The following is a 14,051-nucleotide window of genomic DNA, read 5'->3' as shown; positions in this document are numbered from 1 at the left end:
CGGGTGCCGCCGCGTCGGAGGCGTGCGGACGGTTCGCCCGCGCGCCGCTCGTCAGGCGACCAGGGCGGTGTCCTCCACGTATTCGATGATCAGCTCGGGGCGGGCGGCGCCGCTGGTGGCGAAGGACCACGCGTCCTCCCTTGCGATGGGCTCCCGCTCCAGTCCGCCGTAGCCCGACGATTGCGGCGCGATCAGCGCCCAGCCGAGGTTGTCCTCGCCGTCCTCGACCCAGGCGCGCACGCTCTCGGTGACGTCCGCGTAGGCATTGCCGTCGGCGTCGGCCTGCGGCTGGATGGTCGCGTCCCACTCGCTCAGGAAACCATAGGGATAGTCGCCGACGAACGGGTCGCCGTCGAGCTGCTGCAACGCGCCGTCAGCCAACGCGGCCCGGCCGTCGAAGAAGCGGACGTCCGGCTGACGCGCGACGGCCTCCTCCCCGACGGTGACGCCGTCGCCGAGGCTGTCCCACGTGGCGAACTGCGTCCACCGCGCATCCATCCGGTAGAGCTGCGCGCCGTCCCCCTCGTCGAGGTTGGATAGGACCAGCACGGCCGAGACGATCTCCGCCCCCGCCGGCAGGTCGTCGAGGCCCTTGAAGCGCAGCAGCGTCTGGTGCTCCTCGCCCGCCGTCACGTCGCGGAAGACCGAGCCGTCCTCGAGGAGCGAGCCGTCGCTGGCGAGCGTCGCGCTCAACGAGCGGGTCAGGGTGAGGGTGCTGGTCTCGACCCGCTCGGTGCTGCCGAAGCGGGCGGGGTCGGCGAAGTCGATGTCCTCGATGGTGAAGCGGCTGTTGGCGTCGGTCTCCTCTGCAAGGCCGAGCGCGGAGCGGGTCCGCACGCCGATGAGGTCGTTGCCGTCGCGGAACTCGAACTCGAGCTGGCGGAAATAGGCGGCGCCGCCGTAGGCCTGCGCCTGCGGGTCGTACAGCATCTCGTAGACGGAGTGGCCGGCCGCGTTGGTCGAGACCTGGGTGTACTCGCCAGCCTCGTCGAGCGCGCCGTAGCGCGAAAAGTGGCCGTTGAGGACCATGAAGACCTGGTCGCTGTCCTCGACCAGATAGTCCCACAGGAACGAGCCGTTCTCGAGGTCGCGGCCGCCGATGTCCGGCGTCGGGTCGAGGACGCCGATGTCGCCGCCTTCGTCGCCCACGTTGGCGTGGGTGGAGATGAAGGTCGGCATGCCGGGATTCCGCTCGATCACCTCCTTCGCCCAAGGCAGCGAGTACTTGAGGTTGTTCCACTCGAGCGCGATGTGCAGCATCGTGACGTCGCCCATCGTCACGTACTGGTAGCTCGACAGGCCGTTGGGGGAGGCGCCGCCGTACCAGTCGGCATCCGCCGCGAGGAAGCGGTCGGGGCCGAACGTCTCCAGGTAGAGCTGCGCGCCGCGGTTTCCGGGCTTCTCGTCCAGCACGTCGTACTGGTTGACGTCCACGAAGTCGTGGTTGCCCGGCAGGATCGAGTAGGCGACCTCGCCGTCGAGGAGCGACATCGCCGCGTCGGCCCGGGCGTACTGCACCTCGGACGTGCCGTTGTCGACGACGTCGCCGAGGTGGGTCACGAAGACGATGTTCTCCGCGGCCGCGTTGTCGACGACCCACCGGGTCATCGCCGTGAACATCGTCGGCGAGCCGCCGGGCGAGGCGCTGAGAAGGGCGCCGTTGCTGTAGTACTGCGTGTCGGGGAAGACGATGACCGAGTACTTCTCGTCAGGGTTCGCGAGGCTGTGGTCGCCGGCGCCGGACGGGGCGCCGAACCGCTCGGCGAAGCCGTCCGCGGCGCCGCCGAGGACCCCGGCGTCGCCGCCGTCGAGCAGCGGGCCGAGGAGGGGTCGGTCGGTGATCGCGTTCGAGACGGTCTCGGCGATGTCGCCCAGCGAAAGGTCGCCCAGCGGGCCGCCGTCGCCGAAGATGCGGCTGACCACCGGGAGCGTGTCGAGCGCGGCGTCGAGGCCGTTGGCGATGTCGTCCACGAGGCCGCCTTCGCCGAAGATCCCGAGCGGCGGGATCGCATCCAGAAGGCGCGGTCCGTCGCGGAAATCACCGATCCGCGTGAAGAGGTCCTCGAAGAGATCCGGCCCGTCCGTCGTGTCATCGATGGGCTGCGCCGAGGTTTGGGACGCGGCGGCGCCGGCTGTTCCGATGTCGGTCGGCAGAATGCTGCCAATGGACATCGTATCGCGAACCGGATGGGGCAGTGTATTGGGAAAAACGTTGAGCCGGCTCACAGAAGTCTCCCGCCTATTTGCGAGGGGAGTACAGTAATCGGGTATTCATTTGCTACAAATTTAGGGTTTAGGGGGCGGGCCGGCGCGCATTCGCGCCAATGCATGACGATCGCACCGGATCGCCGCAGGGGCGGAGACCGCGCGCGCCCTTTCCTTTTTGCGGAATGGGATGCAAACGTGCCGCGATGAGAGGGACAGAACGATTCAGTCTGGCGGGCCGCACCGCGCTGGTGACCGGCGCCAGCCGCGGCATCGGACAGGCGATCGCCATCGGCCTTGCCGAGGCGGGCGCCGACGTGGTCGCGGTCGCCCGTTCGGCGGACGGTCTCGCCGAGACCCGCGCGCGCATCGAAAAGCTCCACCGCACCTGCCACGCGATCGCTGCCGACGTGACCCGGCCGGACGCGTTCGCCGCCCATCTGGAGGCGCTCGCGGTCACCGGCATCGTCCCGACGATCCTCGTCAACAATGCCGGGGTGGAGGAGGTTGCGCCGTCGACGGACGTCTCCGAGGCGCTGTGGGAGAAGATCGTCGGCACCAACCTCAAGGCCGCGTTCTTCGTGGCGCAGGCATTTGCCCGGCCGCTGCTCGCGGACGAGCGGCCCGGCGCCATCATCAACCTCGGCTCCCTCACCTCGGCGGTCGGCATCCCGACCGCGACGCCCTACACCGCGTCGAAGTCCGGGATCCTCGGCATGACGCGGGCGCTGGCGGCGGAGTGGGCGCCGACGATCCGCGTCAACGCCATCGGCCCCGGCTACTTCCGCACGGCGATGACGGAGGGGTTCTACAAGAGCCGGAACTGGCAGGCGGCGATGCTCGGCAAGATCCCGATGCGCCGCTTCGGCGAACTCGACGACCTCGTCGGCGTGTCCGTCTTCCTCGCCAGCGAGGCGTCGGCGTACATGACGGGTCAGATCGTCTACGTCGACGGCGGCACCCTGGCGGCGCTGTAGGCGATGGCGGACGTGATGGAGCGAATGGTCGAGATCGACGGCGTCTCGAAGGCCTTCGGCGACTCGCTCGCCGTGCGCGAGGCGACCTTCTCGGTCGAGCGCGGCGCCTTCCTGACGATCGTCGGCCCCTCCGGCTGCGGCAAGACCACGCTGTTGCGCATGATCGCCGGGTTCGAGCGGCCGACCGCCGGGGCCATCCGGATCAACGGCGCGGACGTGAAGCGCATGCCCGCCTACCGCCGCTCCATCGGCATGGTGTTCCAGCGGCTCGCCCTTTTCCCGCACATGACGGCGGCGCAGAACGTCGCCTATCCGCTCAAGATGCGCCGCTTCGACCCGGCGTCGATTCCCGAGCGGGTGGAGCGCTTCCTGTCGCTGGTGCGGCTCGACGGGCTCGGCGACCGGCGCCCGCACGAGCTCTCTGGCGGCCAGCAGCAGCGCGTCGCCATCGCCCGCGCCCTGGTGTTCGACCCGGATCTGCTGCTCCTCGACGAGCCCCTCTCCGCGCTCGACCGCAAGCTGCGCGAGGAGATGCAGCTCGAGTTCCGCCGCATCCAGCAGGACCTCGGCGTCACCACCATCAACGTCACCCACGACCAGCGCGAGGCGCTCGTCATGAGCGACCAGATCGTCGTCATGAACCACGGCGTGGTGCAGCAGGCGGACGAGCCGCAGGCCATCTACCGGGCGCCGCAGAACCGGTTCGTCGCGACCTTCGTTGGGGTGACCTCGATCTTCCCCGCGCGCGTCGTCGAGGCGGACGGGGCGGCGGTGACCGTCGAGGCCGGGGGAACGCGGCTCACCGCGCGCGGCACCGGCACGCTGTCGCCCGGCGACCGCGTCGAGTGCACCCTGCGCGCCGAGCAGGTGGCGATCTCCGAAGGCCCGCTCGGGCACGAGAACACCGTGACAGGCACCGTGGCGCAGCAGATCTTCGAGGGCGACCGGATGGTCTACGCCGTCACTGTCGAGGGGCTCGGCGGCGCGACGATCTTCGTCTTCGACCACGACCCGGCCGTGCACCGGTCGATACCCGAGGGGGCGGCCGTCACCCTCGGCTTCGCCGCACGCGACCTCTTCACCTTCCCGGACGCCGAGACCACCACCACCACCGGACACAAGGAGCTGCCTTCATGACCTTCTCCCGCCGGACTGCCCTCAAGGGAGGTGCCGCGCTCGGCGCGACCCTCGCGATGCCGTCGATCCTCAGAGCGCAGGACAAGCCGTCGGAGCTCATCGTGCGCGCCTGGGGCGGTGCGTGGGGCGATGCGCTGAAGTCGGGCGTCGCCGACCCCTTCACCGAGAAGACCGGCATCCCGGTGCGCCTCGACTTCACCGAGGACAACGAGATCAAGCCGAAGATCTGGGCCGCCGTGGACCAGGGCCGCGTGCCGCCCATCCACGTCAACTGGGACACGACCACCAACGCCACGATCTCGGCGCTGCGCGGCGTGACGGTCGACCTCTCGGACCTTCCCAACCTCGAGGGCCTGCTCCCGTCCGCCAAGCCGGTCGGGCTCGAGGGCTGGCCGCTCGTCAACACCTACGCCTACGTCTACGTCTGCGCGTACCGGCCCGAGGCGTTCCCGGACGGTGCGCCGGAGAGCTGGACGGTCATGCTCGACCCGAAGTTCAAGGGCCGCGTCGCGCTCTACGACGACGGCATCGGCTTCAACCCGATTGCGGTGATCGCCGGCGGCGGCACGTTCGAGGACATCCCGGACAACATGGAGCCGGGCTACGAGTTCTACCGCAAGCTGAAGGCGAACGAGCCGCTGCTCGGCGAGGACCCGGACTTCACCTCCTGGTTCCAGAACAGCGAGATCGACCTCGCCTGCACCATCTCGGTGAACGCGCGCGCGGCCAAGCAGTCCGGCATCGACGTCGCCTGGACCGTCCCGAAGGAGGGCTGCAAGGTCGACACCGACGGGCTCTGGGTCCCCAAGGGCCTGCCCGCGAACGAGGAGCAGGCCGCGAAGGACTTCGTCAACTTCGCCCTCTCCGAGGAGGCGCAGAAGGCGTGGTGCGGCGCGCTCGGCCTGCCGCCGGTGCGTCCGGGGATCGAGCCGCCGGCCGACCTCGTCGGCGATCCGTCCTACCCGACCAGGCCGGAGGACTTCGAGAAGCTCGTATCGGTGCCCTCGCCGGTGCTCGTGGAGAACCAGCCGATCTGGTTCGCCAAGTTCAACGAGATCTTCCAGGGCTGACGGTTCGATGGCGGGTGCCGTCCAAAAGGCGCGCTGGGCGCTTCTCGACGCCGTCGAGATGCTGGCGCGCATCGTGTGGCCGGCGCCCCTGCGCGGCGCGCTGGGGTGGGCCTTCCTCGCCCCGGCGCTGATCCTCGTCGGAATCCTCGTCATCGGCCTCGGCCAGATGCTGGAGACGAGTCTCCACGAGCTGAACCTCGCGACCTACCGCCTCGGCGACGCGTACACCCTCGCCAACTACGCCACGGCGCTGGAGCGCCCGGTGACGTGGCGGGTGCTCGCCCGCACCCTGGGCGGGGCGGGCATCGTTACGCTGGTGACGCTGCTGCTCGCCTTCCCCTACGCGTACCTCCTGGTGCGCACCGGCTCGGCGTGGGCGCGCAAGTTCCTGCTGGTGGCGCTGTTCCTGCCGTTCTTCATCGGCCAGGTGGTGCGCGCCTACGGATGGCTCATCATCCTGGGGCGCGAGGGGCTCCTGAATTCGGCGCTGAAGGCGGTGGGCCTGCCGGCGCAGGACTTCCTCTTCGCGTACCCGACGGTGCTCTTCGGCCTCGTCCAGTACATGCTGCCGTTCGCGGTGCTCCTCATCATCCCCGCTCTCTCGGCGATCGGCGAGGAGGTGGAACTCGCCTCCGAGTCGCTGGGCGCCCGCTGGCCGTCGACCTTCCGCCACGTCGTCCTGCCGATGGCCGCGCCGGGCCTCATCGGCGCGTCGGTGGTGGTCTTCACGCTGACGCTGACGGACTTCGCGATGCCGGAGATCCTGGGCGGCGGCACGCAGGACTTCTTCGCCAGCGCCATCTACGACTCGTTCTTCCAGATCTCCAATGCGGGCCTCGGCGCGGCGCTCTCCATCCTGCTGACGCTCATCGGCAGCGTGATCGTCGCCGCGGTCTTCATGATGGCCGGCACCGGAACGCTCGGCTTCCGCGGGGGGCGGCGATGAAGCTCTCCGGCAGCAAGGGCGTCTTCCTCTGGGGCGTGACGGGGTTCTGCGTGCTGATGCTGAGCCTGCCGACCGTCATCGTGGTGGGCGCCTCGTTCACGTCGGGCGACATCATCGCCTTCCCGCCGCAGGGCTTCTCGCTGCGCTGGTACTCCGAGCTCTGGCAGCTCGCCTCGTTCAAGGCCGCGTTCTGGCGCAGCCTCTACGTGTCGCTCATCTGCACCGTCATCGCGATCCCGGTGGGGACGCTGGCGGCGATCGCCCTGTCGCGCTACCGACTGCGCGCCCGCACGGCACTGCAGGTGATCCTGCTGCTCCCGTTCACGATCCCGCTCGTCGTCTCCGGCCTCTCGATGATGATGATGTTCGGCGAGGTGCGCATCCTCGGCCAGCTCTGGCCGGTGGGCCTCGCGCTCTGCGTCATCAACCTGCCCTTCATGATCTGGTCCGTCGCGGCGTCCGTGAACGCGATGGACCCGGAGCTGGAGAACGCCGCCGCGAGCTGCGGCGCGCCGCCGGTGCAGGCGTTCTTCACCGTCACGCTGCCCGCGGTGACGCCCGGCGTCATCACCGGCGCGCTCCTCATGTTCATCCTCGCCTTCAACGAGTTCCTGGTCAGCCTCTTCCTGACGGACTCGCGCACCGTCACGCTGCCGGTGGAGATCTACAACTCCATCCGCAGCGTGATCACACCGGACCTCGCGGCCGTGTCGGTCGTCTACATCGTCATCGCGCTCGTCGCGGTGGCGCTGCTGGACTGGCTCGTCGGTCTCGACATTTTCCTGAAGTCCAAATGATGCCCCAGATCAGCGTCCACACCCTCTCCGAACTGTCCGCCGAGGCGCGGGCCGCCCTGTTGCGCCGAGCCGAGAGCGACCTCGGCCCGTTCCTCGACAAGGTCGCGCCGATCATCGCGGCCGTCCGGGAGGAGGGCGACGAGGCGCTCGCCCGGTTCGGCCGCGAGTTCGACAGGGCCGCCGTGACCGCCGACGCGATCGCCGCGACGCCCGAGGACTTCGACGCCGCCTTCAAGGCCGTCGAGCCGGAGATGATCGAGACGCTCGAGACCGCCATCGACAACGTCCGCCGCTTCCACGAGGCGCAGATGCCCGAGGAGATGTGGCTGAAGGAGATGTCGCCCGGCGTCTTCGCTGGCGAGCGCGTCACGCCGATCCCGTCGGTCGCCTGCTACGTGCCGCGCGGCAAGGGCTCGTTCCCGTCGGTGGTGATGATGACGGCGGTGCCGGCGGTCGTCGCCGGCGTGCCGCAGCTGGTCATCATCACCCCGCCGGGCCCGGACGGCGGCGTCGATGCCGCGACTCTCGTCGCCGCCCGCCTCGCCGGGGTCGAGAAGGTCTACAAGGCCGGCGGCTCGCAGGGGATCGCGGCCGTCGCCTACGGGACGGCGACGGTGCCGAAGTGCGTCAAGGTGGTCGGGCCCGGGAGCCCGTGGATCGTCGCCGCCAAGCGCCTCCTGGCGGACAGGATCGATCCGGGGCCGCCGGCCGGCCCGTCCGAGGCCATCGTCATCGCCGACGAGACGGCGAACGGCCGCGTCGCCGCCCTCGATCTCCTCAACGAGGCCGAGCACGGCCCCGATTCCTCGGCCTACCTCGTCACCCCCTCGAAGCGTGTCGTCGAGGAGGCGCTCGCCGCGATCCCCGGCTACTGGGCGCAGATGGGTGAGGAGCGCGTCGGCTTTTCCCAGGCGGTGCTGTGCGGCCCGCGCGGCGGCATCGTCCTGACCGAAACGATGGACGAGGCGATCGCCTTCGTGAACGACTATGCGCCGGAGCACCTGCAGGTTCATTCCAAGGCACCGTTCGACTATCTCGGCGCGCTCCGGAACGCCGGCGAGATCCTGCTCGGCGAGCACACTCCCATCGCCATCGGCAACTTCATGCTCGGCCCGAACGCGGTGCTGCCCACCAACCTGGCGGCCCTGACGCGCTCGCCGCTCGGCGTGCACGACTACCTGAAGCTCACCTCCATCGGCCACGTCACGAAGGCCGGCTATGCGCGCCTCGCCCCGCATGCGGAGCGGTTTGCCCGTTACGAGGGCTTCGACGCCCACGCCAACGCCGTCTCGACCCTGCGCGACGACGCATTCGGAAAGTAGCCGCCCTTGGCAGGTTTCAGAAATTTCACACGTTGAAAACACGCGGATCACTTGTCCGCCCTGCGGTCCGGTGGCACGGTGATTGCTTCGCCGAAAGATAAAATGACCGCGGCCCTAAGCCGCGGGGGCGCGAAGGTGTACGGATGGCGGACCTGCTCTCGGTCGAGGGGCTGACACGGAACTTCTACGGCGTCCGTGCCCTCAACGGCGCGGGGTTCACCGTCGCCACCGGGAGCATCACCGGTCTCATCGGCCCCAACGGGGCAGGCAAGACGACCGCCTTCAACTGCATCTCCGGCGTCATTCCGCCCCAGTCCGGCCGCGTCACCTTCGACGGGACGGACATCACCGGGTGGCGGCCGGACGAGATCAGCCTGCGCGGTCTGGTGCGCACCTTCCAGATCGCGCGCGGCTTTCCCAAGCTCAGCGTCTTCGAGACGCTGCTGCTTCATGGCGCCGACCAGCCGGGCGAGCGGCTCGGCACGGCGCTCTTCAATCCGTCCCGCTGGCTGAAGCGCGAGAGCGAGCTCGCCGAGCGTGCGTTCGAGATCGCCCGGCGCCTCAGGCTCGACCACGTCCTGGCGAACATGTCGGCCGATCTCTCCGGCGGACAGAAGAAGCTGCTGGAGATCGGCCGCGCGCTGATGGGCGGGCCGAAGCTCATCCTGCTCGACGAGCCGGTCGCCGGCGTGAACCCCACGCTGGGGCGGGAGATCGCCGAGCGCATCCGCGAACTCGCCGCCACCGGCCTCACCTTCCTCATCGTCGAGCACGACATGGCGCTCGTCTCCGAGCTCTGCGACACGGTCATCGTGATGGCGGACGGGACGACGCTGGTGGAGGGCACCTTCGAGGAGGTGACCTCCGACGCGCGCGTGCAGGACGCCTACCTCGGACGGCGCGCATGACGACGCTCGTGATCGACAACGTGGTCGCTGGCTACACCAGGGCGGACATGATCCTGAAGGGCGTCTCGATGACGGCGGACGCCGGCGAGATCGTCGCCGTCCTCGGCCCCAACGGGGCCGGCAAGTCGACGATGCTGAAGGCCGTGACGGGGCAGATCGCCGTCCGCGAGGGCCACGTCACCCTCGCCGGCAGGGAACTGACCGGCATGAAGCCGCGCGAGGTCGTCGCCAACGGCGTCGCCTACGTGCCGCAGGAGTCGAACGTTTTCGCCACGATGAGCGTGCGCGAGAACCTCGAGATCGGCGGCACCGTCGACCGCGCCAACGTGCGCCCGCGCATCGACGGCCTGTTCGCCCGCTTCCCCGTCCTCGCCGAGAAGCGGCACGACGCGGCGCGCACGCTGTCGGGCGGCCAGCGCCAGCTCCTCGCGATGGCGATCGGCATGATGGTGGAGCCGCAGGTGATGCTGCTGGACGAGCCGTCCGCCGGTCTCTCGCCGAAGGCGGCGCACGAGATGTTCGCGGTTATCCGCGAGATCGCCGCGTCGGGCGTCGCCATCGTCCTCGTCGAGCAGAACGCGTTCGACGCGCTGCAGATCGCCGACCGCGCGTACATCCTCGCCGCCGGCCTCAACCACGCCGAGGGGACGGGCGCCGCCCTCTCCGCCGATCCCGACATTCGCCGCACCTTCCTCGGAATGCACTGAAGGAGCCCAAGATGGCCACGTTCCGTCCCACACGTCGCAGCGTCCTCGCCGGTATGACGGCGAGCCTTGCCGCCCCGGCGGTCCTGCGGGCACAGGCCGCCTTCGCGCAGGGCGGGCCGATCAAGCTCGGCTCCCTGACGCCGCTGACCGGCGTCGGCGGCAACTACGGCCCCTTCATGCGCGACGCGATCGCCGGCGTGATCGGCGCGGTCAACGAGGCGGGCGGCGTCCTCGGCCGCGAGATCGTCCTCGTCTCGGAGGACACGCAGACCTCGCCCGAAGCGGCGGTGCGCGCCGCGCGCAAGCTGATCGACGTCGACGGCGTCGCGGCGATCATGGGCACGTGGGCCTCCTCGGTGACCACCGCCGTCGCGCCGCTCTGCTGGGAGAATCAGACGATGCTCTTCTGCGTGTCGGGCGCCGACTCGATCACGCTGCTGCCGCACCGGGGCTTCATCGCCCGCACGCAGCCGAACTCGAAGCTGCAGAACGACGTCGCCACCGCCTTCATGGTCGACCAGGGCGCGACGCACCTCGGCTGGATCGGCCCGCAAACGCCGTTCGCCCAGGGCAACATCGACAACATGACCCGCATCGCCGGCGAGAACGGCATGGAGATGGACAGCCTCATCTACGAGGCGGACAAGTCCACCTACCGCTCCGAGGTCGACACCATCATGCGTGCCGGGCCGGACTTCATCCTCCTCGGCGGCTACACGGCGGACACGACCGTCCTGCTGCGCGACCTCTGGCAGGCCGGCTACGAGGGCAAGCTGATCGGCCCCGCCTACGCGGTGAACCAGACGGTCCTCGACGCGCTGCCCGCGGACGTCCTCGAGGGCATCTTCACCTGGGAACCGGCGCCTGCCATCGGCTCGCCTGCCTACGCCAACGTGCAGAAGATCCTCGGCGTCGAGACGGTCGATCCCTACTCGGCGCAGTGCTACGACCACGCCAACCTCGCGATCCTGTCGATCGCGGCCGGCGGCGAGGCGACGGGCGCCACCATCAGGGACAGCCTTCGCACCATCAGCCAGGGCGAGGGGACGGTCGTTTCCAGCGCCGTGGAGGGGCTGCCGATCATCGCCGATGGCGTCAACTACGACGGCGCCAGCGGGCCGTGCGACTTCAACGAGATCGGTGACATCACCGGCACGCAGTTCCTCTTCAAGCGGATCGAAGACGGCGCAGCGGTCGAGTTCGCGCGGACCTGATGCTCGACCTTCTGCCCCAGCTCATCGTCAACGGGATCGTGATGGGGACGCTTCTCGCGATCCCCGCCATCGGCTTCACGGCGATCTTCGCCGTGCTGCGCTTCCCGAACTTCGCGGTCGCCTCGCACGCCACGATCGGCGCGTTCGCGGGCTACGCCGCCAACGTGGGCCTGGGGCTGCCGGTGGAGGTCTCGCTGGTGGCGGCGTTCCTCGTCGCCGCCGTCGTCGGCGTCCTGTCCGACGAGATCGCGCTGCGTCCGCTCCGTCCGCACGGGGCACTGACGACGGCGATCGCCTCCATCGCGCTCACCATCGTGCTGGAGAACGCGGTCCGCTTCATCTTCGGCAACGACCTGCGCGGCTACGACCTGCCGCTGGTGCGCGACTGGCGCATCTGGGGCGTGCGGATCGGCCCGCAGCAGGTGGAGAACCTCCTCCTCGCGCTCGCCCTCATGAGCGCCGTCTTCCTGGCGCTGCGCTACACGCGGATCGGCAAGTCCATGCGCGCCGTCGCCGACAACCCCGCGCTCGCCGAGCTGAAGGGCATCGACCCGATCATGATCGGGCGCCTCACGGTGTTCTTCGGCATGGGGCTCGTCGGGGCGGGCGGCATGCTGCTCGGCGTCGGGACGTCCATCGATCCCCTGACCGGATTCCGCTTCATCCTGCCGATCTTCGCCGCGGCCGTCGTGGGCGGGCTGGGCTCGATCCCCGGCGCGGTGCTGGGGGCCATGGTGGTGGGGCTCGGCGAGGAGCTGTCGCTCATCGTGCTGTCGCCGTCCTACCGGAGCGCGGTCGGCTTCCTTGCCATCGTCATCGTCCTGACCTTCCGCCCCCGCGGCCTTCTCGGGGAGCGCGCATACTGATGGCCCCGGTCCGTCCTCGCCGTCTCACCCGCCGTCCGGAGGCTCGCGCATGCTGAGCTACCTCCTCGCCACGCTCACCTTCGCCGGCATCTACGCGATGCTGGCGCTGGGCCTGAACGTCATCTGGGGCATGACGGGGATGATCAACCTCGGCCTCGCGGGGTTCTTCGCGGTGGGCGCCTACGTCTCCGCGCTCCTCTCCATCCTGGGGCTGCCGATCCCGCTCGCCGCGATCGCCGCGATGGCGGCGGCGGCCCTCGTCGGCGGGCTCCTGTCGCGCCTGACGCTCAAGCTGCGCGGTGACTACCTCGCCATCGTCACCCTCGGCTTCGGCGAGTTCGTGCGGCTGATCGCGGCCAACGAGATCTGGCTGACCAACGGGTCGGACGGCATCTCCGGGATTCCCGGCCCGTTCCGCGCCGAGCTGACGCCGTTCGAGTTCAACGCCCTCTTCGCGGCGATCACCGTCGTGTGCGTCGCGGTCGCCTGGTTCCTGTCGCGGCGCCTCAGGATCAGCCCCTACGGCCGCGCGCTCCGCGCACTCCGGGAGGACGAGACCGCGGCGGCCGTCGCCGGCAAGCCCGTGCGCCGCATGAAGGTTGAGGCGTTCGCGCTGGGCGCGGCGCTCCTTGGCCTCGGCGGGGTCCTCTACGCGCACTTCACGAGCTACATCGCGCCGGATATCTTCCGCCCGCTCCTGACCATCTACATCTTCCTCTCCCTCACGGCGGGCGGCACCGGCAACGCCACCGGCGCGGTCGTCGGCGCGGTCATCGTGATGGGGATCCTGGAGGGGAGCCGCTTCCTCGAGGGCGTGATCCCCGGCCTCTCCGGCGCGCAGGGCGCGGCGCTGCGCGAAATGGTGATCGGCAGCCTTCTCATCGTCATCATGCGGCTGAAGCCGTCGGGCCTTCTCGCCGAGCGGCCACCGCGAATGCCGGTCCAGCCGGGCACGACGGGTTCGGCACGGAGGCGAACTTGAGGGACGCGGTCCGGGCCCCCCGCCGGCTGAACTTCCAGCAGCTTCAGCTCGTCTCGATCACCCTTTCGACGGTGATCGCCGGACCGCAGCTCGTCGCGGCGCTCGGGTCGACGTCCATCGGACTGATCGGAGACGCGGTCTTCACCGTCATCTACATCCTGTTCTCGCTGCTCGTCTTCCTGACGACGCGGGCGGCGCGCCACTCCTGCGCGCTGGTCTTCCCGTACGGGACCGGCAAGCTGGAGGCGATCGCGAGCTCGATTCTCGCCGTCTCCTTCACGCTTTCGGGGCTCGGCATCGCCTCGGCGAGCCTCTACCGCGTCCTCGAGCCGTCGCCGCCGGAGAGCGTCGCCGCTCCGCTGGTCATCACGACGATCCTGCTCGCCCAGTCGGCCGCGCTCTATGCGCTCTCCGCGCCGCTGGCGAAGGAGCCGTCCGGCGTCGTCAAGGCGTGGCGGCGGGCCCAGCTCATCGACGTGTGCGGCCTCGGCCTCACCATCGTCCTGGTGTCGGCGGCCGCGTTCGATCCGCGGTTCGCGATCGGCGATCCGATCGCCGGCTGCGTGATCGCGTCAGCGATGCTCTACACCGCCTACCAGACCTTCCGGAACGCCTTCTGGGAGCTCGCCGACCGGGCGCTGGAGGAGAAGGTCCAGCTCCTCATCCTGCGCGGGCTGGCGGACAGCTTCGACGCGTTCGACGACATCCTCGACATCCGCACCCGCCGCTCCGGCGGGGTCCCGATCATCGAGATCGCGCTCGGTTTCGCCATGAACCGGGAGTGGCGCACCGTCGTCGCCCGGTGCGAACAGGTGCGCCGCAGCGTGGTCGCGAGCGTCGAGGGGGCCGAGGTTCTGGTCCTGCCCGCGACGCCCGCGCTGATGGCCTCGCAGGCGCCCGCGGGGGCCGCCGCGTGAGCC

General features: G+C 69.7%; 13 protein-coding genes. 12 read left to right on the top strand and 1 reads right to left on the bottom strand.

The window, feature by feature from the left end:
- Positions 1–51 precede the first annotated feature (51 nt).
- Entirely contained in the window at positions 52–2,172 is a 2,121-nt protein-coding gene (locus DLJ53_RS01480) for a metallophosphoesterase (protein WP_111341707.1), read from the bottom strand.
- Between the two features lie 239 nt (positions 2,173–2,411).
- On the opposite strand from DLJ53_RS01480, the gene DLJ53_RS01475 reads away from it, so the two are divergent.
- The 12 genes from DLJ53_RS01475 (at position 2,412) to DLJ53_RS01420 (ending at position 14,048) form a co-directional block, all read left to right on the top strand.
- Positions 2,412–3,182, top strand: a complete 771-nt coding sequence (locus DLJ53_RS01475; protein ID WP_111341705.1) for an SDR family oxidoreductase — start codon at positions 2,412–2,414, stop codon at positions 3,180–3,182.
- Positions 3,183–3,206: 24 nt separating this feature from the next.
- Positions 3,207–4,319, top strand: a complete 1,113-nt coding sequence (locus DLJ53_RS01470) for an ABC transporter ATP-binding protein (RefSeq protein WP_425320950.1) — start codon at positions 3,207–3,209, stop codon at positions 4,317–4,319.
- Positions 4,316–5,389 (top strand): ABC transporter substrate-binding protein, encoded by a 1,074-nt coding sequence (locus DLJ53_RS01465; RefSeq protein WP_111341702.1) that lies wholly within the window; start codon positions 4,316–4,318, stop codon positions 5,387–5,389. Before DLJ53_RS01470 ends, DLJ53_RS01465 begins: the two co-directional genes overlap by 4 nt.
- 7 nt (positions 5,390–5,396) lie before the next feature.
- Entirely contained in the window at positions 5,397–6,335 is a 939-nt protein-coding gene (locus tag DLJ53_RS01460; RefSeq protein ID WP_111341700.1) for an ABC transporter permease, read from the top strand.
- Positions 6,332–7,132: an ABC transporter permease gene (locus tag DLJ53_RS01455; RefSeq protein ID WP_111341699.1), complete on the top strand. Its 801-nt coding sequence runs from the start codon at positions 6,332–6,334 to the stop codon at positions 7,130–7,132. Before DLJ53_RS01460 ends, DLJ53_RS01455 begins: the two co-directional genes overlap by 4 nt.
- Positions 7,132–8,454, top strand: a complete 1,323-nt coding sequence (hisD, locus tag DLJ53_RS01450) for a histidinol dehydrogenase (protein ID WP_111343950.1) — start codon at positions 7,132–7,134, stop codon at positions 8,452–8,454. The genes DLJ53_RS01455 and hisD overlap by 1 nt, the downstream gene beginning before the upstream one ends.
- A gap of 143 nt (positions 8,455–8,597) precedes the next feature.
- Entirely contained in the window at positions 8,598–9,362 is a 765-nt protein-coding gene (locus tag DLJ53_RS01445) for an ABC transporter ATP-binding protein (protein WP_111341697.1), read from the top strand.
- Entirely contained in the window at positions 9,359–10,069 is a 711-nt protein-coding gene (locus DLJ53_RS01440; RefSeq protein WP_111341696.1) for an ABC transporter ATP-binding protein, read from the top strand. The genes DLJ53_RS01445 and DLJ53_RS01440 overlap by 4 nt, the downstream gene beginning before the upstream one ends.
- 11 nt (positions 10,070–10,080) lie before the next feature.
- Positions 10,081–11,283, top strand: coding sequence for an ABC transporter substrate-binding protein (locus DLJ53_RS01435; protein ID WP_111341694.1), 1,203 nt, complete (start codon positions 10,081–10,083; stop codon positions 11,281–11,283).
- Entirely contained in the window at positions 11,283–12,149 is an 867-nt protein-coding gene (locus DLJ53_RS01430) for a branched-chain amino acid ABC transporter permease (RefSeq protein WP_111341693.1), read from the top strand. The genes DLJ53_RS01435 and DLJ53_RS01430 overlap by 1 nt, the downstream gene beginning before the upstream one ends.
- 49 nt (positions 12,150–12,198) lie before the next feature.
- Positions 12,199–13,131, top strand: coding sequence for a branched-chain amino acid ABC transporter permease (locus DLJ53_RS01425; protein WP_111341691.1), 933 nt, complete (start codon positions 12,199–12,201; stop codon positions 13,129–13,131).
- The gene (locus DLJ53_RS01420; RefSeq protein WP_111341690.1) at positions 13,128–14,048 is read left to right on the top strand and encodes a cation diffusion facilitator family transporter; all 921 of its coding nucleotides are present in this window, start codon (positions 13,128–13,130) and stop codon (positions 14,046–14,048) included. The genes DLJ53_RS01425 and DLJ53_RS01420 overlap by 4 nt, the downstream gene beginning before the upstream one ends.
- Positions 14,049–14,051: the final 3 nt, after the last annotated feature.

Origin of the sequence: Acuticoccus sediminis (assembly GCF_003258595.1) — a bacterium.
GTDB classification, from domain to species: Bacteria; Pseudomonadota; Alphaproteobacteria; order Rhizobiales; family Amorphaceae; genus Acuticoccus; species Acuticoccus sediminis.
The sequence above is the reverse complement of the archived record's forward strand: the minus strand, read 5'-3'. Positions and strand labels throughout refer to the sequence as shown.

What these genes read in the sequence shown, in the direction of transcription:
- hisD (WP_111343950.1), top strand. Translation starts at nt 7,132, where the DNA reads ATGCCCCAGATCAGCGTCCACACCCTCTCCGAACTGTCCGCCGAGGCG.
- DLJ53_RS01430 (WP_111341693.1), top strand. Translation starts at nt 11,283, where the DNA reads ATGCTCGACCTTCTGCCCCAGCTCATCGTCAACGGGATCGTGATGGGG.
- DLJ53_RS01470 (WP_425320950.1), top strand. Translation starts at nt 3,207, where the DNA reads ATGGTCGAGATCGACGGCGTCTCGAAGGCCTTCGGCGACTCGCTCGCC.
- DLJ53_RS01465 (WP_111341702.1), top strand. Translation starts at nt 4,316, where the DNA reads ATGACCTTCTCCCGCCGGACTGCCCTCAAGGGAGGTGCCGCGCTCGGC.
- DLJ53_RS01460 (WP_111341700.1), top strand. Translation starts at nt 5,397, where the DNA reads ATGGCGGGTGCCGTCCAAAAGGCGCGCTGGGCGCTTCTCGACGCCGTC.
- DLJ53_RS01445 (WP_111341697.1), top strand. Translation starts at nt 8,598, where the DNA reads ATGGCGGACCTGCTCTCGGTCGAGGGGCTGACACGGAACTTCTACGGC.
- DLJ53_RS01455 (WP_111341699.1), top strand. Translation starts at nt 6,332, where the DNA reads ATGAAGCTCTCCGGCAGCAAGGGCGTCTTCCTCTGGGGCGTGACGGGG.
- DLJ53_RS01425 (WP_111341691.1), top strand. Translation starts at nt 12,199, where the DNA reads ATGCTGAGCTACCTCCTCGCCACGCTCACCTTCGCCGGCATCTACGCG.
- DLJ53_RS01435 (WP_111341694.1), top strand. Translation starts at nt 10,081, where the DNA reads ATGGCCACGTTCCGTCCCACACGTCGCAGCGTCCTCGCCGGTATGACG.
- DLJ53_RS01480 (WP_111341707.1), bottom strand. Translation starts at nt 2,172, where the DNA reads ATGTCCATTGGCAGCATTCTGCCGACCGACATCGGAACAGCCGGCGCC.
- DLJ53_RS01475 (WP_111341705.1), top strand. Translation starts at nt 2,412, where the DNA reads ATGAGAGGGACAGAACGATTCAGTCTGGCGGGCCGCACCGCGCTGGTG.
- DLJ53_RS01440 (WP_111341696.1), top strand. Translation starts at nt 9,359, where the DNA reads ATGACGACGCTCGTGATCGACAACGTGGTCGCTGGCTACACCAGGGCG.